Source organism: Rothia uropygialis (genome assembly GCF_004137765.1).
Taxonomy (GTDB): Bacteria; Actinomycetota; Actinomycetes; order Actinomycetales; family Micrococcaceae; genus Rothia.
On record NZ_NOIS01000003.1, the window covers coordinates 206,726 to 227,029 of the forward strand.

The 20,304-nt window shown below is 61.4% G+C and carries 16 protein-coding genes; 11 read left to right on the forward strand and 5 right to left on the reverse strand.

Annotated features, from left to right (window positions below):
- Positions 1-32: 32 nt before the first annotated feature.
- Positions 33-1,307 carry a glucarate dehydratase family protein gene (locus tag EWV35_RS07705; protein ID WP_129660129.1) on the reverse strand — a complete coding sequence of 425 codons (1,275 nt, stop codon included), beginning with the start codon at positions 1,305-1,307 and terminating at the stop codon, positions 33-35.
- A gap of 69 nt (positions 1,308-1,376) precedes the next feature.
- Positions 1,377-2,732 (reverse strand): gluconate:H+ symporter, encoded by a 1,356-nt coding sequence (locus EWV35_RS07710; RefSeq protein ID WP_129660132.1) that lies wholly within the window; start codon positions 2,730-2,732, stop codon positions 1,377-1,379.
- Between the two features lie 172 nt (positions 2,733-2,904).
- Here EWV35_RS07710 and EWV35_RS07715 point away from each other — a divergent pair, with 172 nt between their 5' ends.
- The 6 genes from EWV35_RS07715 (at position 2,905) to EWV35_RS07740 (ending at position 9,986) form a co-directional block, all read left to right on the forward strand.
- Positions 2,905-3,798, forward strand: coding sequence for a LysR family transcriptional regulator (locus EWV35_RS07715; protein ID WP_129660135.1), 894 nt, complete (start codon positions 2,905-2,907; stop codon positions 3,796-3,798).
- Positions 3,799-3,923: 125 nt separating this feature from the next.
- Positions 3,924-4,877, forward strand: a complete 954-nt coding sequence (gene kdgD / locus EWV35_RS07720; RefSeq protein ID WP_129660138.1) for a 5-dehydro-4-deoxyglucarate dehydratase — start codon at positions 3,924-3,926, stop codon at positions 4,875-4,877.
- Positions 4,874-6,445: an aldehyde dehydrogenase (NADP(+)) gene (locus EWV35_RS07725; RefSeq protein WP_129660141.1), complete on the forward strand. Its 1,572-nt coding sequence runs from the start codon at positions 4,874-4,876 to the stop codon at positions 6,443-6,445. The genes kdgD and EWV35_RS07725 overlap by 4 nt, the downstream gene beginning before the upstream one ends.
- A gap of 25 nt (positions 6,446-6,470) precedes the next feature.
- A complete protein-coding gene (locus tag EWV35_RS07730; RefSeq protein WP_129660144.1) occupies positions 6,471-7,802 on the forward strand; it encodes an enolase C-terminal domain-like protein in 1,332 nt (443 codons plus the stop codon).
- A gap of 9 nt (positions 7,803-7,811) precedes the next feature.
- Positions 7,812-8,945: an L-talarate/galactarate dehydratase gene (locus tag EWV35_RS07735; protein WP_129660147.1), complete on the forward strand. Its 1,134-nt coding sequence runs from the start codon at positions 7,812-7,814 to the stop codon at positions 8,943-8,945.
- Between the two features lie 291 nt (positions 8,946-9,236).
- A complete protein-coding gene (locus EWV35_RS07740; RefSeq protein WP_238654289.1) occupies positions 9,237-9,986 on the forward strand; it encodes a YoaK family protein in 750 nt (249 codons plus the stop codon).
- Positions 9,987-10,098: 112 nt separating this feature from the next.
- Here the strand turns inward: EWV35_RS07740 and EWV35_RS07745 are convergent, their stop codons facing one another.
- Positions 10,099-11,169 (reverse strand): lipoate--protein ligase family protein, encoded by a 1,071-nt coding sequence (locus tag EWV35_RS07745; RefSeq protein ID WP_129660152.1) that lies wholly within the window; start codon positions 11,167-11,169, stop codon positions 10,099-10,101.
- 100 nt (positions 11,170-11,269) lie between these two features.
- On the opposite strand from EWV35_RS07745, the gene EWV35_RS07750 reads away from it, so the two are divergent.
- Positions 11,270-11,839, forward strand: coding sequence for a GNAT family N-acetyltransferase (locus EWV35_RS07750; protein WP_238654291.1), 570 nt, complete (start codon positions 11,270-11,272; stop codon positions 11,837-11,839).
- Between the two features lie 71 nt (positions 11,840-11,910).
- Positions 11,911-12,348: an ASCH domain-containing protein gene (locus EWV35_RS07755; RefSeq protein ID WP_129660155.1), complete on the forward strand. Its 438-nt coding sequence runs from the start codon at positions 11,911-11,913 to the stop codon at positions 12,346-12,348.
- Here the strand turns inward: EWV35_RS07755 and EWV35_RS07760 are convergent.
- Positions 12,335-13,303: a hypothetical protein gene (locus EWV35_RS07760; RefSeq protein ID WP_129660157.1), complete on the reverse strand. Its 969-nt coding sequence runs from the start codon at positions 13,301-13,303 to the stop codon at positions 12,335-12,337. The genes EWV35_RS07755 and EWV35_RS07760 overlap by 14 nt on opposite strands.
- A gap of 483 nt (positions 13,304-13,786) precedes the next feature.
- On the opposite strand from EWV35_RS07760, the gene EWV35_RS07765 reads away from it, so the two are divergent.
- The 3 genes from EWV35_RS07765 (at position 13,787) to EWV35_RS07775 (ending at position 18,161) form a co-directional block, all read left to right on the forward strand.
- Positions 13,787-14,446, forward strand: coding sequence for a C39 family peptidase (locus EWV35_RS07765; RefSeq protein WP_129660160.1), 660 nt, complete (start codon positions 13,787-13,789; stop codon positions 14,444-14,446).
- 263 nt (positions 14,447-14,709) lie between these two features.
- Entirely contained in the window at positions 14,710-16,224 is a 1,515-nt protein-coding gene (locus EWV35_RS07770; RefSeq protein ID WP_129660163.1) for a M48 family metallopeptidase, read from the forward strand.
- Between the two features lie 263 nt (positions 16,225-16,487).
- A complete protein-coding gene (locus tag EWV35_RS07775; RefSeq protein ID WP_129660166.1) occupies positions 16,488-18,161 on the forward strand; it encodes an ATP-binding cassette domain-containing protein in 1,674 nt (557 codons plus the stop codon).
- Between the two features lie 115 nt (positions 18,162-18,276).
- On the opposite strand, the gene EWV35_RS07780 is transcribed toward EWV35_RS07775, so the two are convergent.
- A complete protein-coding gene (locus tag EWV35_RS07780) occupies positions 18,277-20,271 on the reverse strand; it encodes a glycoside hydrolase family 15 protein (protein WP_129660169.1) in 1,995 nt (664 codons plus the stop codon).
- Positions 20,272-20,304: the final 33 nt, after the last annotated feature.

Sequence of the window (20,304 nt, forward strand, 5' to 3'; positions counted from 1 at the left end):
ATTCCGTACCGCGAGGTCCGCCGCCTCGCCTTCTACCAACGCCCCATACTGGGATCGAAAGTTGGGTTGTACGTCTGCATATAGCCGGTGTCGTCTCGTTCTAGCATCTCGGCCTTCACATACTGCTCGTGCAGACGCGACAGTTTCTCGTGGTCCAGCGAAACACCAAGTCCGGCACCCGTCGGCACCGAGACGGCGCCGCTTTCAAAAGTGAACGGCGTTCCCGATACGACGTCGTCCTCGGGCTTCTTCCAGGGCCAGTGCGTATCACAGGCGTAATCGATATTGGGTGTCGCACCGGCCGCATGCAGCATCGCGGCCAGGCTGACTCCCAGATGGGAGTTCGAGTGCATGGACAGACTCATGCCGAACGTGGACGCTATTCCGGCCAGAAGTTTGGTCTGTTCCAGGCCGCCCCAGAAATGTGGGTCGGACAGGATGATGTCGATGGCCTCCCGGCTCACGGATTCCGGGATGTGCTCGAAGGCGACGACGAACATATTCGTCGCGAGCGGCATCGGAACGTAGCTCCGGACCTCGGCCATTCCGTCCAGTCCAGGAGCGGGATCTTCGAGATATTCGAGCTTTCCCTCGAGTCGATTGCCGATTCTGATCGCGGTATTCACGGACCAGGCCGCATTGGGGTCGATCCGAAGGGGCATGTCCGGGAATCTCTCTGCCAATGCCTCCACGGTTTCGGCTTCGTCCTCGGGCCTCAGGACGCCGCCCTTGAGTTTGAGCGCGGTGAAACCGTATTCGGACACCATCTTCTCCGCTTGAGTAACTATTTGGGACGCATTCAGCGCCTCTCCCCATTGATCCGGTTCCATACCGGGGTGAGCCGACCACTTGTAGAAGAGATATCCGCTGAACGGGACGCTTTCCCTCGCCAGACCACCCAGGAGGCTGCTGACGGGAACGTCGAACTTCTGCCCCTGGATGTCCAGGGCGGCGACTTCGAAGGGCGAGTAGACCCGATCAAGAGTCGATGACGTTGTGACCATTCCGGCCATGCCGTCTCCGCCGCGGACAGGATCGTCGGTCAATGAGCGCGAAACGGCGCAACGCATCGCGAGCAGGCTCTCCGCGTCGACCCCGATGAGCGCGCGAGCGGCCAAATCAAGTCGTGAGAGGTGGATGGCCGAGCCGTACGACTCACCGATACCGGTGATTCCCGACGCCGTTTCGACTTCAATGATGGAACGGAGCGCATATGGCTCGTGAACACCCACCGAGTTCAGGAGGGGCGGGTCCGAAAAGGCGACTGGGGTGATCCTGATGGTTGAAATCGTGGTATCTGCGGCCATGTGCTTCGCCTTCGGGTCGGTGTCAAGATGTGGTCGAGGTGCTCTCGGGATGGTAGGGGCCGGCCAGCCTCACACGATCAGGTTCATGAGCAGCACTCCTCCCAGCCCCAGAACCGAGAGAACCGTTGTGTACGTGGTGCGGGCCTTGAGGGTCTGCACGACCGACAAGTTGAAGTACTCCTTGAACATCCAGAAGCCGGGATCGTTGACGTGGCTCACGGCGATCGACCCACAAGCAGTGGCCAAGACCATCAGCTCCGGGGACACTCCGCTCGAAGCGACTAGCGGTGCCGCGATTCCGGCGGCTGTCGTGACGGCAACCGATGCCGAGCCCAGGGCAACTCGGAGAATTACGGCGGTCAACCACACCAGAATGATCGGATGGACCGGCCAACCCGAGGTCATGTCCGCAATGTACTGCGCGATGCCGGTGGAGACCAGAACCTCTTTGAATGCTCCGCCCGCGGCGATCACCATAATGATCATGGCCATGGCCCGCGCGGATTCGGACATGGAGACGGCCAACTCGGACAACGGCCTCCCGCTCATCGGACCAAAGACGACGATGGCGACGAGCAGCGAGATCAGCAGAGCGACCGTCGGCGAACCGATGAAGGTCACGAACTGCATCAGGCTCGAGCTTTCCTCCCCGACCATGATGTAGATTTCCGCGCCGGCGATGAGAATCACGGGAAGAAGGGCAACGAGCAACGAGCGGCCCATACTGGGCATCTCTTCGTCCGTGAAGCTCTTTTCCGAGATGAGGCCGCGAGGGATCTCGGGCTGGATCTTCTTCACGAAGGGCAATCGGGGCCACACCATGGCTACCAGCACGCCGGCGGGAACTGCGATGAACAATCCGTAGAGCAGCGCCAACCCCGGAGAGGCCTGATAGATGCTCGCGGCCGCGGTAGGTCCCGGGTGTGGTGGCAAGAAGGAATGCATGGTCGACAATGCAATGGACATCGGGAGCCCGACCCACAGCAAGTTGGTCCGTGTCGCCCTGACGAGCGTGAACGCGATCGGAACCACGATCACGAAGGCAGCTTCGTAGAACATGGTCACGCCGATCAGCATGGATGTGACCACCATGGCCCACTGCACGCGCTTCTCCCCCAAGAGGTCCACCACGCGCAGGGCAATTCTTTGCGCCGCTCCGGCGTCGCCGAGGATTCTGCCGATCATGGCACCGATTCCGATGACGGCGAGGGTTTCTTCGAGCTGACCACCCATGCCGCTGCCGATGATGTCGGGTATGTCGGCGACCGTGGCGGGTTTGTCGTCGAGCGTCAGCACGCCCGACAAAGCACCCCAGCTTGCGACCAATACCGAGACGATCAGCAGCGCCACAAAACCATTGAGCTTGAACTTGGTCATCAGGATGAGCAACAAAGCCACCGCAACGGCCACGATGAGTAGGGGCATCAAATTCTCCTTCGAATCCCTGCCGCCCGGGCGAGAGCCCCAGAGCAGGTCGGATGCGTCAATTCGTGTTCTGGTTCACATTGGGGTCGAGCTTATGAGTTGTGCTTCAATATTGTCTATAACTAGGTTTGCATGAACTAATACCTAAAAGACATCACTCATTCGGAGGCCTATGTTTACTCTCGATCAGCTGAGATGCTTTGTCGCCGTCGCCGAAAACTTGCATTTCGGCCGGGCGGCCGAAGAACTTGCCATGACCCAACCTCCACTCAGCCGCCAAATCCAGAAATTGGAGAAAAGCGTGGGTGCTCAGTTGATTCTGAGAACACACCGAAGAGTTGAGCTCACGGCGGCGGGGTCGGCCTTCCTCGACCAGGCCCGATTGATCCTGACATCGGTCACTCGTGCCGGGGAATCGGCCGTCCAGGCATCCCAGGGGCTTCGGGGGCGCCTGAGCCTGGGGTATACGGCGGCCGCGGGACTCACGACCCTGGGCCCCCTCCTGACCCTCCTGAAGGAACATATGCCCGGCGTTGCGATCGATCTGCACCAGATGGTGACGTCCCGCCAGCTCGAGGCCCTCGAGGACGGACGGATTAACGCGGGGCTCGGCCGGCTGTCGATGCCGTCGGAAGGCTTCAGAACCGACTCGATCCACACCGAGGGCCTGGTCCTCGCGGCCCCAGATGGCCATGAGCTGCTGGCCGGGCGGCATCTGCACCGCGAGGACGTCGCAGGTCATCCGCTGATCATGCACTCGGCGGAGGGAGCCCGGTATTTCTACGACCTCGTGGTCAGGAACTTCAAGATCGACCACGCGGACGTTTCCCATTCCCTGAGCCAAATCACCACGATGGTTAGCCTGGTGGCCGCCGGACACGGCATCGCCCTCGTTCCGGAATCCGCGACCAAATTGAACTTCCCGGGCGTCATGTACCGCCAATTCGACGATTTGAGGAAGGACATCGTCGAGCTGCAGCTCATCACTTTGGCAGAACGAGCCACACCTACCGCCATACGACTCCGGCAGCTCATGGATTCCCTGCCTCCGGACTGGGCACGGTGAAGCGAAGCGTATTGATACCGGAAGTGCATTGATATATGCATAATTGCACTTGGACATGCATGAGACGCAGTTCATAGACTCCGATGAGTTCCACCCATCGACGCACGAAACGTGAAGGAGTCCCCATGGCGCAGTTCTCGCCCCACGAGCTCGCAATCCATCTCAAGGATGGTTTGCTCTCATTCCCCGCGACGGCATTCGGACAGGACGGGGAGCTCGACGAAGCCGCTTACCGGAACCACATCGAATGGCAGTCCAGTTTCGGCGTCGCAGGTCTCTTCGCGGCCGGCGGAACGGGCGAAGGATTCAGCCTCACTCCCGAGGAGAACGCCAAGGTCACGGATTGGGCGGTTCATTCGACCAGGCCGGAAGTCCCTGTGCTCGGCTCGGCCTCCGGATCAACGAAACAAGCGGTCCGTTGCGCCCAGGCCGCCGAAGAAGCCGGCGCCGAAGGCATTCTTCTGCTGCCTCCTTATCTGACCGAATGCGACCAAGACGGTCTGCTCGAACACGCCTCCGCGGTGTGCTCTTCGGTCGACATCGGCGTCATCGTGTACAACCGCGCGAATGCGATTTACTCCGCCGAAACCATCGCCCGTTTGGCCGAAAGGCACCGGAATTTGATCGGATTCAAGGATGCTGTCGGAAATATCGAGCAGCTCGCGCGGGTCACGGCCCTGAACGGCGACAGGCTCTTCTACCTCGGGGGCCTCCCCACGGCGGAAACCTATGCACTTCCACTCCTGCAGATGGGCGTCAGCACCTACTCCTCCGCCTTGTTCAATTTCGCGCCGGAATTCGCTCTCGAGTTCTACGCCGATGTCCGAAATCTCGATCATTCCTCGGTCCAAGAAAAACTGCGGAGCTTCGTTCTGCCGTACCTCGACATCAGGGACCGCGGCAAAGGATATGGAGTCTCGATCATCAAAGCCGGGCTCGAGATCGTCGGACGCGGATGCGGTCCGGTCCGTCCGCCCTTGCACGACCTCAGACCACACGATTTCAGCGACCTCGAACGTCTGGTTCAAACCTCGAACGTCGCGCGCGTTCGCACCACCCAGGAAGGTGAGACACGATGACCAACACCCTCAACGGAAATTCACTGATCAATGGCGAGTGGGTCCCCGGGAACGAAGGAGAAATCAAAGCTCTCAATCCGGCCACGGAAGAACACCTTGAACCGGTGTTTTCGCTGATCGGCACCGACCAACTCGATACGGCGGTTCGGGCCGCTCACGAGGCTTTCCCGAGGTACAGCGCCACGGATCCCACGGCGCGAGCCGACTTCTTGGATCGCATTGCCGCCAACCTGGAGGATCGCAGGGAAGACATCGTCGACCGCGCGAAGCAAGAGACGGGACTCACCGAAGCAAGACTCAACGGCGAGCTGGCCAGGACCTCGAATCAACTTCGGCTCTTCGCGACGGTGGTTCGCTCCGGGTCCTTCCACCGGGTTCGGATCGACCCCGCACTGCCCGAGCGAGAACCAGCTCCACGGGCGGATATCCGGCAACGCATGATCCCCCTGGGGCCTGTGGCCGTATTCGGGGCCAGCAACTTCCCGTTGGCCTTTTCAACGGCCGGCGGAGACACCGCTTCGGCGCTGGCCGCGGGTTGCCCCGTGGTCTTCAAAGCACATAACGCGCATCCTGGCACGGCAGAGCTGGTAGCCCAAGCGGTCCACGAAGCCATCACGGAGCAGGACCTGCCAGCGGGCGCCTTTTCTCTCGTGTACGGCCCCGGCGCGAAGATCGGCCAGCAGCTCGTCGCGGATCCGCGGATCACGGCCGTCGGCTTCACGGGCTCCCGCTCGGGCGGATTGGCCATTGCCCGGACCGCCTTCGAGCGCGCTCGGCCCATCCCCGTATATGCGGAAATGAGCTCCATCAATCCCGTGGTTGTCTTGCCCGGTGCACTGGAATCAGCCTCTGATCTGGCCGAGGGCTTCGTCGGCTCCGTCACGGGGTCTTCTGGGCAGCTCTGCACCGTACCCGGTCTGATTTTCGTTCCGGAAGGCCCGGAGGGAGACGAATTCGTCTCTCGGGCTGTCGAACTCGTGGACGCCACGGTCGGCCAGACCATGCTGACCCCTTCGATCGCCCAATCCTGGACCGAAGGAGTCGAGCACATGTCGGCTCAGAGCGACGTCGAGATCGTGGCCCGCGGAGAGGACGGGCAGGGCTTCAACGCTCCCGGACCGGTGCTGTTCGAGACGAATACGGAAACACTCCTGGTCAACGCCGAGTTGCAGAAGGAAATCTTCGGAGCGGCCTCGTTGATCGTCCGGTACCGGGAACCGGCTCAACTTCAGGAAGCCGTGGCGAAGGTCGAAGGCCAGTTGACCGTGACGCTCCACGCGACGGAGGCGGACCACGACGACGTCGCCGCCCTGATGCCTCGACTGGAGAATCTGGCAGGCCGCATCCTGTACGGAGGGTGGCCAACCGGAGTCGAGGTCGGACACGCCATGGTGCACGGCGGTCCTTTCCCTGCCACGAGCGATTCCCGCACGACGTCCGTGGGGACCTTGGCCATCGAACGTTTCCTCCGGCCCGTCGCTTACCAGGACTTCCCTCAGGACCTGCTTCCCACACCGGCCACGGATGCAAACCCGTGGGATGTCAGCCAATCGATCGACGGCAAGTGAGCCGCCTGAAAGCGAGGAAATTGCCATGACACCTACTTCCGCACCCGTCGTCCAGCAGGTCGAAGTCATCCCGGTCGCCGGTCACGACTCGATGCTGCTCAACCTCTCCGGAGCCCACGCCCCTTTCTTCACCCGGAACATCGTGGTGATCACGGACAGTGAAGGCCGCACCGGCCTGGGCGAAGTTCCCGGTGGGGAGCCTATCCGGTCCACTATCGAGCAAGCGGCCGGGCTCCTGACCGGCCAGCCGATCACCCGGTACAAGAGTCTCCTCCGCCACGTTGCTGCTCGCTTCGCGGGCCAGGACGTAGCCGGACGTGGGAATCAGACCTTCGACCAACGCGTCACGATCCACGCCGTCACCGCTCTGGAATCCGCGCTCCTGGACGTGAACGGCCAATTTCTCGGCGTTCCCGTCGCCGAGCTTCTGGGCGACGGCCAGCAGCGGGACAGCGTTCCGATGCTGGGGTATCTCTTCTATGTGGGAGACCCGGACAAGACCGATCTTCCGTATCTTCGGGAACCTGCGGCGACCGGTTGGGACCGGTTGCGGCGAGAAGAGGCCGTGACGCCGGAGTCCGTCGTCGAGCTCGCCAAAGCGGCTCAGCAGAAATACGGGTTCAAGGACTTCAAGCTCAAAGGAGGTGCCCTTCCGGGCGACCAAGAGGTCGAGACCGTCAAGGCCCTGAGCAAGGAATTCCCGGAGGCGCGAATCACCCTCGACCCCAATGGTGGTTGGCCGCTCGAGGATGCAGTCCGCTACGGACGGGAAATGGCGGGCCACATCGCCTATGCGGAAGACCCATGCGGGGCCGAGGGCCGTTTTTCGGGCCGAGAGGTCATGGCGGAATTCCGCCGTGCAACGGGACTGCGCACCGCGACCAACATGATCGCGACCGATTGGCGAGAGATGGCACACGCGATCCGGGAAGCGTCCGTCGACATCCCGCTCGCGGACCCGCATTTCTGGACCATGTCCGGCTCCACACGCGTTGCACAGCTCTGCCACGATTTCGGACTGACGTGGGGGTCGCATTCCAACAACCACTTCGACATTTCGCTGGCAATGTTCACTCAGGTCGGAGCTGCCGCACCGGGCGAAATCACGGCTTTGGACACGCACTGGATCTGGCAGGACGGTCAGCACGTGACCACCCGCCCGTTCACGATTTCCGAAGGACAAATCCGCGTTCCGGATACCCCGGGGCTGGGGGTGGAGATCGACCGCGAGCGGCTCGAAGCGGCTCACCAGTTGTACCTCGAGCACGGATTGGGAACGCGCGACGACGCTGCCTCGATGCAGTATCTCGTCCCCGGTTGGACCTTCGATGCCAAGCGTCCGGCCCTCGACCGATAGGAACTCACCATGAACTCTTCTCAGGATTCGATCCGGCACGTAGCACTCTCCAGCGTCAGGTTGCCGCTGGAGGTGCCGATTTCCGACGCCAAAGTCTTCACGGGCAGGCAAAAACCCATGACAGAGGTGATCTTCCTTTTCGCTGAGATCACCTCGGTACAAGGGCTCCAAGGGCTCGGCTTCAGCTACTCGAAGCGAGCCGGCGGGCCGGCGCAGTACGCTCATGCGAAAGAGGTCGCTGAAGGGCTTCTGGGCGAGGACCCGAGCGACATCGCCAGGATCTACACCAAGTTGCTTTGGGCGGGGGCATCCGTGGGACGCTCCGGGGTCGCGACCCAGGCCCTGGCCGCGGTCGATATTGCCCTCCACGATCTCAAAGCGAAGAGGGCAGGGCTGCCTCTGGCGAAACTGCTGGGCTCCCACCGGGATGCGGTGCGGACCTACAACACCTCCGGAGGGTTCTTGAACGCCTCGATCGGCGAGGTCAAGGACCGTGCCACTCGTTCCCTCGAAGAGGGGATTGGCGGCATCAAGATCAAGGTCGGCCTTCCGGATTCTGCGGAAGACCTGCGCCGGGTTGCCGCTGTGAGAGAGCACATCGGTCCCGATGTACCGCTGATGGTCGACGCCAACCAGCAATGGGACAGACGGACGGCCCTGCGCATGGGGCGCCGCCTCGAAGAATTCGACCTCACGTGGGTCGAGGAGCCCTTGGACGCCTACGACGTCGAAGGACACGCGGAACTGGCTCGATCACTGGATACCCCCATTGCCACTGGCGAAATGTTGGCTTCCGTGGCGGAGCACGAGCGCCTCATCGACAACCGCGCGTGCGACATCATCCAACCGGACTGTCCCAGGGTCGGAGGTGTGACGCAATTCCAGAGGCTGCTGACTCTGGCGGACCAGAGAGGCCTGGATTTGGCCCCGCATTTTGCGATGGAGATTCATCTTCATCTGGCCGCGACCTATCCTCGCGAGCCATGGGTCGAACATTTCGATTGGCTCGATCCCCTGTTCAACGAACGACTGGAAACCAGGGACGGAAGGATGATAGTTCCTGATCGTCCCGGGTTGGGAGTCACTTTCAGCGATCAAGCCCGGGCGTGGACCACGGATTCCGTCGAATTCGGCGTCAAGTAGCCGCCCCTTTTAACCATTCCGCAACGGCCGCCGTAGCCCGCCACGGCGGCCGTTGCCTTGCGCGGCGAGCGTGTCACAGAAGGACCAAAACCATCCGTCTCTGGCGCGCGCACCCGCGGGAATGGCACTGTGAAAAACCAAGAAATCGCCGCATGTGACCTTTCGCCCGTGGCCCTACGGACCTCGTGCGCTGAGCCGGCCCCAACACCGATGCGATCGTGAGGACCAGCCCTGAAGAACCTCAATAGCACCGTCCTGACCCAACTGACCAAAGTCTCCCGGTACCCACACTTGATCTCGGGACCGCGCCGTCGCCCCAAATTCGACCGACATCTGGCGTATCTGCTGGTGCTCCAGGCCGGCGCATTGAATGCCATCGGGTTCATGGCCCTGGGCCTTTACACCTCCCACATGAGCGGGATGGTTGCCGATATTGCCAATCACGTCATGCGCGCCGAAGTCGGCCTCCTGCTCACGGGCCTGCTGGCCGTCGGCTCCTTCACGGCCGGGACCATGGCGTGCACCATTATCTTCACGTGGGCCAGAAGAAGGCGGCTGGCCAGTAGGTATGCCAATGTACTCGTCTTCGAGGCAACGCTCATCCTGATCGTGGGGATTCTGGCCAGCGATCTGGACCACCTCAGCCAAGAGCTCACCATCGTGCCGCCGTTGTGCTTCGCCATGGGTCTGCAAAACGCTCTCATCACCAAAATCCGCGACTTCCCCGTTCGCACCACCCACGTGACGGGGATGATCACCGATCTGGGCGTCGAGGTCGGCACATGGGTCTATGGGCGTTTTCCGCGCAGCGGTGGTCCCCCGGTCCGGATGGACCGGGAGAAGGCCACGGTTCTGGCCCTTTTGGTCATGTTGTTCATGGCCGGCGGCGGCATCGGAATCGCGGGCTTCTGGCTCTTCGACTTCCGGGCCCTGATCATCGGTGCCCTACTCATTCTGCTGCTGTCCCTGCCCCCGAGCATCCGCGACCTTTCCCGGGTCGGGCCGAGGTCCCGCCGTCGGGCACAAGACCAAACGGTCTGACGCCCAACCCAGCACACTGACAATCCGACGCCCAGGTCCTCGTCATGACGGGTGACCCGACGATGAACGCACGCCTCTTTTCCCGGCAGCACCACGCCCCCAAACCACACGATTACGGGACCCTGTGTGTCCATTCCTCGGTTTCGAACTTCTCCTCGACGAGCCGACGACCGGCATCGAGATCTTCCGAAGACAGCGTGGCCCACTGGGCGCCTGTGCGCGCCTGGAAAGTCCGCCCCATGGTCTGGATGATTCCTTCGCGGCTCTCGCCGGTCTGGCGACGCAACGGGTCCACACGTTTCTTGGCGCTGCGAATGCCTTTGTCGGAAATCTTCGCTTTGCCGATTCGGAGCACTTCGGTCATCTTGTCGGCATCGATGTCATAGGACATGGTCACGTGGTGCAGGATAGCACCGCTCACCCGCTTCTGGGCTGCGCCGCCGATCTTTCCGCCCGAGGACGTGATGTCGTTGATGGGCTTGTACCAAGCATTGACGCCCAGTTCCCCGAGGGCCTGAAGGACCCACTGATCGAGAAAAACGTAGGATTGCTCGTAGCTCAGCCCGGCCACCAGGGAAGCCGGCGCATAGAGCGAGTAGGTCACACAGTTGCCGCCCTCCATGAACATGGCGCCGCCGCCGGATATGCGACGCACGACGTCGATCCCGTGCTTCTCGACGCCTTCCGGATGCAACTCATTCATATACGACTGGAAGGACCCGATGACCGTTGCCCTGTCCTCCCAATCCCAGAAACGCAGGGTCGGACCCCTTCTCCCCGAGGCCACTTCGTCGAGCAAATACTGGTCCAGCGCGACGTTCAGGCTGGTCGGGAGGGGCCCGGGCCGCAGCATGCTCCACTCGAAGTCGCCGAAGTCCTTCGCTCCGGTAATCGCGCGCCGGACCACCAGGGCTACGTCGCCGGTGGAGAATCCGTGAAGATCCAGGTCCTCACCGAATGGAGCGAGCGCGGCGTCGAGACGGGCCGTGAGCGTGGCACCGTCGTCGGAAGCCGATGAACCGACCAGTGCGGGTGCGAGCTCGAAGAACGCCTCCTCGGGTTCCAAGAAGAAGTCCCCGGAAATCGTGGCGTCAGTAATACGCTCGCCGTCGGTGGTCACATCGGCGACGACGAGTTTGCCGCCGGCAACTTTGTGTTCTGCATGAAAAGTCTGGTCAGCCATGAACTCAGCCTACGCACGCCGCATCCGCACCGCCACAGGTGCGAAGGGCCGTAATATGCATCACAGGAATCGAAGTCCGATCGATATTGCGAGGCAACCTGTGAGCACAACAAGAGCACCGGCCAACGGAGATCTTCCGGAAGATCGGACGGAACGACTGGACCTTCATATCCCACGGACGTCGGACCTTTCCGACTTGCACCGCCTGTATTCGGATCCCCGGGTCTGGAGCCACCTGCCGAGCGGTCGCTTCGCAGACATCGAAACCACGGAAGAAGTCCTCTCCGGATGGATTGCCGCATGGGAATCAGGTCTGGGAACGTGGGTGGCCCGCGAAAATGGCATAACGGTCGGCCACGGCGGCTGCGCTCTGCGCCAGAATACTTTTTGGAATCTCGGATACCGTTTCGCCCCGGAAGCCCAAGGACGGGGATTCGCGACGGAGCTTTCCCACAGAGCCGTAGAAAGGTCACGCAAGTTACGCCCTGATCTGCCGATCGTGGCATATCTGCTCGAGCACAACGAGGCCTCAGCGGCCGTCGCCCGAAAGGTTGGGTTGACCCTTCAACACCGTGGGCCTGACGCAGGGAATCCGGACCCGACGGCGATTCGGCTGGTTTTCGCAGATCGCACTCTAGACTCGTCAGAGCTGGCCGCCACGATGAGGTGATCCACCAGGTTTCGCGATCGCTTGCCAAGACGCTGAACTCATAGCCTCTTGCCCCATGTATAAATGTTCGTATGCGTACCGACCTGCCCCCCGTAGAATTCGCGTTCCCAGGGCCTTTGCGAGATCGACTCATTGCCGCCATTAGGACCGGCGCAAAATGCACGACCAGCTCACTCCTTCGCGAATACGAGGTGGGAGGCGATCCGCTGCCGGTTGTTGGGGAACAGGGGGTCGTCATCGATTCCGAGGGGCACGAGCTGTTCGTCATTGAAACGACCGAGGTTAAAATCGTCCCTTTCGGGGACGTCCCGCTGGAACACGCCATCGGCGAGGGCGAGGGATACCGAACGGTTACCCAATGGCGTGAAGGCCATGCGGCGTACTGGAATTCGGAGGAGATGTCCTCTGTGTTGGGGAAAGATTTCATCCTCGATGATTCGACCCCTGTGGTGATGGAACGATTCCGCGTCCTCGGGCCATGCGAGGCCCAGAGATCTACTGATACGTGACGATCCACGGCTTGGGGTCCATCTGGTAGGTCTGTTCCGGCGTGAACATCGGCGTGTCCTCATCGTAGAAGTTCTTCCAGGACATGTAGATGTTTTGCGGCAGGCCTTCCTGCAACGCTGACCACGTTTGCTCCTTCAGACCGGGTGTCCCGTGCCCATCCGCGTGCAGGGTGATGCCGAGCTCAGGATGGGAAGTATTGAGGCTCTCCCGCTGAGTGATCATGGAGCCCGCGAACTGATGAATGACCACAGCCTTCTGCGGCAGGTCTTCCCGACGGGTCAAATCGGCAATGTAATCCAACGATTCGTTGATCTCCGAAGCGTCTACGGAGCCGATTTGCTCTAATGGCTTCTGACCTGGCTTGAGCCGCCACTCTGGGTCGAGGCCGACGCCGACGTTCGGATCCTTCAGCAGCTCCTCGTATTCCTTGATTTGGCTCGTGAAGTCTTGTTGTCCGGGCTGAAAATCGAGAATCACGTAGACCCCATTTTTCTTGGCCTCATCCAGCAACGGTTTGAGGTCATTGGGAGAAAGCTCGTTGGAGTAGTCCCCGTCATCACCGGGCACGGCGTCCGCAACCGAGGCGATGACCTCGAAAGCCGGAATGACCGGTTCATCACTGTACGGTTGATACTTCTCAGCAAGGTCCTTGACCCGCGCCACGGAGGCGGCAGGATCCTGCTCGCCGAGAGCCCCCAGCGCCGGATTTCCGGGAGTTCCGTACAGTGCGACCATGCGACGATCAGGAAATACGGTCCGTCCGCCACCGATGAGTTCGGACGACTTGCCCTTTCCTTCTCCCGCCGGCGATTCCGAAGAACCTTCCGAGACGCCGGAAGAAGAGGATTCGGCGTCGCCCCCGGAATCGGAGGAACACCCTCCCAGGAGGATAGAAGACGTGACGAGAAGCGCCGCAGAGACGAAGGCAGGCAAAGTTATTCCATTTTTGGACATGACGTGGTTCTCCAGGTGGAGTGCAAAGTGGTTCTGAGCCCAAGCTACCGACGAAAACTGAGATGACAAAACGGGCATCCGGACCGAAATCACCCAGGACCACCACCCTCTCGGTCGAATCTGACGAGGGAAAACATTATCGATGAATGAATTCGTTCGCGTGAGTGTGACCTAAGAGAAACTCTCGAGGAACCGCCGGTTAACTATGTTAAAACTTAGATAAGCGCCCCATATATACCGTCAGGCGGGCGATATTTCAACCTATTAAATCCAAGATCCGAACCCCTGCAATGAACACACTTCCACGGTTGTCGCACAATAGAGCCACCGTGTCGTTGACTAATTCGACCTATTACAAATTGATAATTACGAGCGATTCTCCGGAATCAACAAACCTCCGGTAAAACGTTGACTCATGACACATTTCATTCGTACCGTCGAAAATGCCCGAAACACCCCAAACAGACGGTAAGGAATTCAAAGATGAATAGCTTCAAACGCAGGTTCGTTGCTGGTGCCGCCATCGCCTCGTTGGCCACTGGAGCGATGGCCGGAGCCGCAAATGCAACCACAACCGCAGCACCGGAAAGCGCGGGCAACGTCCAGGCCTCAACCCAGGCCCAGCACAAGTTCCAGTACATCAGCCAGGTACAGGGCCAGGCTTCGCAGTACAACGACTGCGGCCCGGCCTCCATTCTGATGGCCCTGCTGCAGAACGACGGAAAGTTGCCGAGCAAGTACTCCGACTCGGATCAGAGCGCCGCCATGACCCAGATCCGGCAGGAAGCCGGGCGTGGCAATTCCGAGTTCCTGCAGAGCGATGACGTCGCCACGATTCTCAGTAATCATGGCGTCAAGGGCACGGCACACGTGAACGCCAATGCCACCGACGCGATCGCGAGCATCAAAGACGGCAAACAGGCCATCGTGCTGACTCAGACAGGCGTTATTTCCGGCGAGGACGCGGCCCCGGGTTACGGCCATTTCGTCTACGTCTCCGGATACAACAAGGACAAGGGAACCTTCACGGTCAACGACCCTTTGAAGACCTCCAAGAAGTCCTATCAGGCCACCGAAACCCAGCTGACCAACATCATCACTCAGGCCGCCGAGGGCAACACCCCCTGGACGTACACGGTCTAGATGTGAGCTAAATTCCCCCTTGGTCAAGGGGCGTTGAGCGTCGATGTCCGGTCTTCGGGCATCGACGCTCATTGCTCTCTGCCGGCAGAGAGGGTTCCGCATCCCGCCATGCCGGTTCGTTCTTCCGTATGGCCCCGTCCTCCCAGGCTTTCCTCACTTCGTATCCACCCATCGAATGACGGCCCTGGGTACAGTTGGAAGTCATACCGTTGCCGCGACGCCTGAAGCACGTCTCGCTGATATGAACCACCGAGAGGACGTTCATGACCCAGAACCCGTTCGGGTCCCCACCGGACCCCAACTTCGAGAAGGATGCACACACGTACGGTGCACCCGGCATCCACCCGCCGGAAGCTTCGATCCCGTCCCAACCGCTCGCTGACGATGTGAGTAACGGTTGGGTGCCCGAGGACTCGCGCCAGAGAGCGCACAGTCCTTTTCCCGGCCCATCCTTGTTCTCGCCCCAGTCGCTCCTGGACGAGAGCCTCCGCAAGAAACTGCGGCATCCCGGCGAGATTCCGTGGCTCATCGTGGGAATCTGCTTCACCCTCGCGGCATATACCTTTGCGTTCTGGGTTTTGTTCATCCGCACGTTCATGCCCTTGGTGACGACTCCGACGACGTACGCGGAAGCCGATACGGCGTCGACCTTCGATCAACTTCTTGCCCTACTGTGCCTGTTGCCGATCATCATTTTCTTCACCCGCGGCATGCTGTACGGACAAATGCGCCTGACGGGCGTGCGCATTACTCCCACGCAATTCCCGGAAGCCTACAAAATGCTCGTCGGTGCGGCGAAAGCCCACGGTCTGCGGCGGGTCCCTGACGCCTATGTGGTCCTCGGCAACGGCACGATCAACGCGTTCGCTTCGGGCCACGGCCACCGGCGCTTCGTCGCGATCTACTCGGACCTCTTCGAGATCGGGGGCGCGGCACGCGACCCCGATGCCCTGCGTTTCATCATCGGTCACGAGGTGGGGCATATTGCCGCAGGCCATACCTCGTATTTCCGGCTCTTGGGCATCTCTGCTTTCCAGAACGTGCCCTTTTTGTCCTCGATCCTTTCCCGCGCGCAGGAGTACACGGCGGATAACTTCGGTTTCCGTTTTTGCCCGCGCGGTTCGGAAGGAACGATCCGCACCCTGGCTGCCGGCAAGTACCTGAACAAGGACGTCAATTTCCAAGAGTTCGCTGACCGCGCCGTCTACGAGCGCGGCTTGTTTACCTGGCTCGCCAACCTGAATATGTCCCATCCCGCGACGACGTGGCGCGCCCATGCGCTCCGTGACCGCTCCCGCCCGGGACGGCTCATTTGGAGGCCCCGATTCAACCCGGAGAACAATCCGATCTCCATGGTTCCCGCGGCCGAGCCTGCCGCTTCTTGGCCGGACCCGTTGCAAGGCAACTCCTTCATCGACGGTTATCCGGAGAGGCCCGGCAACACCCACTGGGGCGTCAACGTGGTCCACGACAAGGTCATCGCAGATCGGCGTGATCGGCCGATACCCGATCTTCTCGACATCCATTGGGCCGGGCCCGGTCGCCGCGGCTTCGGAAGTTTTGGAGGACCCAATGGGTTGGGCGGTCCGCAAGGCCCACAACCGCAGACCCCATCACCGGCTGAGGGTACTGGAGGCCCGGGACCGAACCCGCAGGGTACCAACGGCTCTTCGGCTCATGAAGGTGGTGACCCGCGTTCCCGTGGCGACCGTGGTTATGGTATCGACCCCGGGAACGGCCAGCCCCCATGGCCTCCTAAACCGCCGGAGAATGGCTGACCCGGTATTGCGGCGCTCTCTCGCCCCCCCCCCCCACCGGGTCAGGGCCTCAGGCGGCGTCCGGGACCATGACCCCGACGCCGGACGGTATAATCGCCGCTCGCGCCGATCGACGCTTTCCTGAGAAACGAACTGCATGCTACGCTCTACTCGTTTCTGCCCCCGAGCAAAGGAAATGCATTGGATAGTGCACCTCTCCTCGCAATTCGCTGAGTGAGACCCTGCGTCCGCTCAGCACCAATTCATGCTGAGAGGAATGCTTTATGCCTATCCAACAGAACATTTCCATATCCGGAGTCAACTTCACTTGGCCAGACGGAACCGCCTGCCTGACTGGCATCAACGCAATATACGGTGCAGGACTCCACGGAATCATCGGCCCCAATGGCTCCGGAAAATCCACCCTCCTCAGACTCATCGCGGGTGACCTCGCCCCAGCCAGCGGTTCGATCGCCGCGCCGCGCCGGATTTCCGTACTGAGTCAGGACCTAGGTCTCGACACAGCGGCGACCGTCGCAGACTTATTGGGCATATCCCCAATTCTCGACGCAATCACCGCGGTAACCGAAGGGAACATAGACCAACGGCACTTCGACTTCATTGGCGACGATTGGGACATCGCCGAACGCGCCCGTGCCGAGATGCACCGTTCCGGGTTGCCGGGAATTGATATGCAGCGCGACGTCGGGAGCCTCTCCGGCGGACAGGCCGTCAGGACGGCCATGGCCGGAATTCAAGTGGCCAGGCCGGAAGCTCTGATTCTCGACGAACCCACCAACAATCTCGACGCCGACGCCCGCGGTCAGTTGTGGAGTCTCCTGGACCAGTTCCGACCCCGGATCCCAATCCTGGTCATCAGCCACGACAAGGCTCTTCTGGAGACCTGCGACTCGATCAGCGAGCTTAGGACCGCGGGCCCTCGGACCAACGCAGCGGTCCTCAGACGATTCGAGGGCGGCTTCTCCGCATGGGAGAGCGCCGTCGCAGGAGAGGAAGCCGCAAAACACCGCGACATTCGAGATGCCCGCGCCAACGCCTCGCGGGAAAAACGCGACCGTCTGAACCAGCAAATCAAGCAGACGAGGGACGAGCGACGCGGAAAGAAGTTCGCCGAGACCAAACGCAAACCGCCCATCGCGATGGGCGGCGACAAGGAGAAGTCAGAGAAGTCCTCGGCTCGGGCACGGTCCGTCATGGCGGATCGCGAGCGCGCGGCTCGCGACAGGCTCGCGGATGCCGAGGATTCGCTGCGACAGACCGAAGGGGTGTACCTCGATCTGCCGGACACCGCCGTCGGCAACGGCATCAGAATTGTGGAATTACAAATCACCGAGGATCCGACGGCCGAAGAGGTCCGGGGTGCACCACTGGGCACCGATGAACGTCACGTGATCGTGACCGGACCGGAACACGTGCGCATCGCGGGGCGCAATGGGTCAGGCAAGAGCACCCTTTTGCACCGCATCGTCGAAGGCCCAAAGGACAACGCCACACGGCCAGCTCGTTCGCCCGGCATGGGCCGTGTGTACGAGGTCGAGTACAGGGTGGGCCGCTTAGGTTTTTTGCCACAGCGCATCGAACTCGCCCCCGAGAATTCCGTGCTCTCGACGGTTGCGGCCACCAACCGACGCGCGAGCGAACAGCAGCTCAGGGACGATCTGGCCCGGTTGCTCTTCCGCAGGGACCGGGTGTTCTCCCCGGTCAAGACTCTTTCCGGCGGGGAGCGTTTCAGGGTTGCCCTGGCCGGGATCCTCTTGTCCGCACCCGCCCCGCGGTTGCTGATTCTGGACGAACCGACCAACAACTTGGACATGGCTACGGTCGACTGGCTCGTCAATGCTCTGGCGGGATTCCGCGGAGCGCTGATCGTCGTGAGCCACGACGAAGACTTCCTGGCACGCATCCGGGTGGACAGAACCATCGACCTGAACGAATGAGGAGCGCAGGTGCTGGTTCGATCCCACCGAGCCGATCATGATCCACCACTCCTGCCCCACGGGCAGACTCGACGTCCCGCCCCGGAACGACGGAATCGACGCGGCAGGACGGCGGCTAGAGCAGGATCGCGTCTATCGCGGACACCAGCGCAATGTGGGCGAGGGTCTGCGGGAAATTGCCCGTCATCCGGCCCCGCTTGAGCGAGTATTCGGCCGAGAACAGCCCGACGTCGTTGGCGCGTTCGAGCACGGCATCCAGAATTTCGCGCCCTCGTTCGATGTATCCGGACCGAATATGCTGTTCTGCAAGCCACAACGTCGAGGCGAAATGGGGGTTGTCCTGCCCCTCGAATCCATCCAACCCATCCGAGTTGCGGTAGCGGTAAATCATGCCGCCGCCCGCGTCGAGTTCACGCTCGATCCGTTCGACGGTTCCGCGCATTTCCGGCGAATCGAAGGAGACGAAGCCGGTGTGAGCGATGTTGAGCAATGACGAGTCGACGGTCGTTCCGCCGTAGTACTGGACGAACGAGTTGAGGTCGCGGTTGAACCCGTGGGCCCAGATCTGCTGGGCGAGCCGATCCCGGGCGGAAGCCCACCGATCGGCGTCCCCGGACAAACCGTGCGTGCGGACCGCCCGGACACCGGCGTCCAACGCGGCCCACAACATGATTTGGGAGTGAGTGTAGACGTGCGTCTCTCCGTGCGTCTCCCAAATGCCCTGGTCTTCCTCGCCCACATGTTCGACGGCGGAGCCGAGCAGCGCCTGCTGGAGGGGCCAGGAAAGATGGTCTTCCGCGTAACCCAGGCGACGCAAGTTTTCGAAGGTCACCATGAGCTGTCCCATGGCGTCCCCCTGTAACTGCATGGCCGCGCCACTGCCGCGCCGCACCGGTTCCGATTCTTCGTACCCGGGCAGATTGATATGCCGCTCGAAATCATCGCTTTCGCCGGCCAGGCCGTATACGTTGTGCAATTTGGTCGGGTCGTTCGCAATGGCGCGCAGAAGCCAGTTGCGCAGCTGGGTCGCTTCGCGATCGTGGTCATGGGCGATCGAGATGCCAACGGACTGGGCGACGTCGCGCAACCAGCAGAATCGGTGATCCCAGTTTCGGGGGCCTCCGATGACCTCGGGCAACGAGGTCGTCGGGGCGGCCACCACGCCGCCGGTCTCACGGTTCATGAGAGCGCGAATGACCAGAAGCGACCGTAGGCGCGCTTCACGGTAGTCGTCGAGCCTCGTATCTTTTTCTTCGGCCTCGGTTTGTCCTCCTGGGACCGCACCCAACGGCATGGCGTCGGAATTCACGTCGACCATCGGCATCGCCGTCGTGGTCGGGACAGGACCGGTGCCGGTGGGGGCGGGCTCGCTGGGGTCGTTGTACAGGTCGGACCATTCGCTCCACTGATCCACGGTGCGGTGCAGAGCTTCGTTGAAGTCCACGGGTGCGGGGGGATTCCGGTGCGAGGCAAAGTAGGTCAGTGAGAAATCACGAACCTGTCCCGCAGAGATGTCGAATTGACCGGCGTGGCATCGGTGAGCGGCTTCGGGAATCGGGTCGCCACGGTAGACCAGCGCATCCGGACCGGCCATCGCCACAAGCATCCCATCGGCAGGGTCGGGATAGCCGGTTTGCGGGTCCGGGGCCCCCTCGTAACGAGTCACCCACGGCACGGTCCGTCCGTAGTTGAAACGCAACGCAAGCTCCTGATGCATCGTCACTTCACCAGTCAGGCCCTCGACACGGCGGACGATCTCGGTGCGGTTGCCCAACGGCATGAAATCGGTGACGCGAACCGAACCGGTGCCCGTGGACCAAATGGTGTGGAGAACAAAAGAATTCTCGCCGTAGAACCTCTCGGCCACTCGGGCCGATGAGTCCTCTTCCTGGGAGACCTCAGGGTTTTCCTCGCTTGCGGTCACGGGGAAGACTGCCGCCGCAGGAGCCAGCAGCCAACGCCCGTGGTCTTCGTCCCCCAAGAGCGCCGCGAAGGCGGCTTCGGAATCAAATCTGGGCGTGCAGAACCAATCCACGGACCCCTCGCGTGAAACCAGTGCAGCGGTGCTCATATTCGAGAGCAGGGCGTAGTCCTCAATCTTCGAAGCCATGGGTTAACTCTCGCACAAAGATCTCCGGTGGTT

Excerpts from the sequence above, each read along its gene's own strand:
- EWV35_RS07705 (WP_129660129.1), bottom strand. The coding sequence starts at position 1,307 with ATGGCCGCAGATACCACGATTTCAACCATCAGGATCACCCCAGTCGCC.
- EWV35_RS07710 (WP_129660132.1), bottom strand. The coding sequence starts at position 2,732 with ATGCCCCTACTCATCGTGGCCGTTGCGGTGGCTTTGTTGCTCATCCTG.
- EWV35_RS07715 (WP_129660135.1), top strand. The coding sequence starts at position 2,905 with ATGTTTACTCTCGATCAGCTGAGATGCTTTGTCGCCGTCGCCGAAAAC.
- kdgD (WP_129660138.1), top strand. The coding sequence starts at position 3,924 with ATGGCGCAGTTCTCGCCCCACGAGCTCGCAATCCATCTCAAGGATGGT.
- EWV35_RS07725 (WP_129660141.1), top strand. The coding sequence starts at position 4,874 with ATGACCAACACCCTCAACGGAAATTCACTGATCAATGGCGAGTGGGTC.
- EWV35_RS07730 (WP_129660144.1), top strand. The coding sequence starts at position 6,471 with ATGACACCTACTTCCGCACCCGTCGTCCAGCAGGTCGAAGTCATCCCG.
- EWV35_RS07735 (WP_129660147.1), top strand. The coding sequence starts at position 7,812 with ATGAACTCTTCTCAGGATTCGATCCGGCACGTAGCACTCTCCAGCGTC.
- EWV35_RS07745 (WP_129660152.1), bottom strand. The coding sequence starts at position 11,169 with ATGGCTGACCAGACTTTTCATGCAGAACACAAAGTTGCCGGCGGCAAA.
- EWV35_RS07755 (WP_129660155.1), top strand. The coding sequence starts at position 11,911 with ATGCGTACCGACCTGCCCCCCGTAGAATTCGCGTTCCCAGGGCCTTTG.
- EWV35_RS07760 (WP_129660157.1), bottom strand. The coding sequence starts at position 13,303 with ATGTCCAAAAATGGAATAACTTTGCCTGCCTTCGTCTCTGCGGCGCTT.
- EWV35_RS07765 (WP_129660160.1), top strand. The coding sequence starts at position 13,787 with ATGAATAGCTTCAAACGCAGGTTCGTTGCTGGTGCCGCCATCGCCTCG.
- EWV35_RS07770 (WP_129660163.1), top strand. The coding sequence starts at position 14,710 with ATGACCCAGAACCCGTTCGGGTCCCCACCGGACCCCAACTTCGAGAAG.
- EWV35_RS07775 (WP_129660166.1), top strand. The coding sequence starts at position 16,488 with ATGCCTATCCAACAGAACATTTCCATATCCGGAGTCAACTTCACTTGG.
- EWV35_RS07780 (WP_129660169.1), bottom strand. The coding sequence starts at position 20,271 with ATGGCTTCGAAGATTGAGGACTACGCCCTGCTCTCGAATATGAGCACC.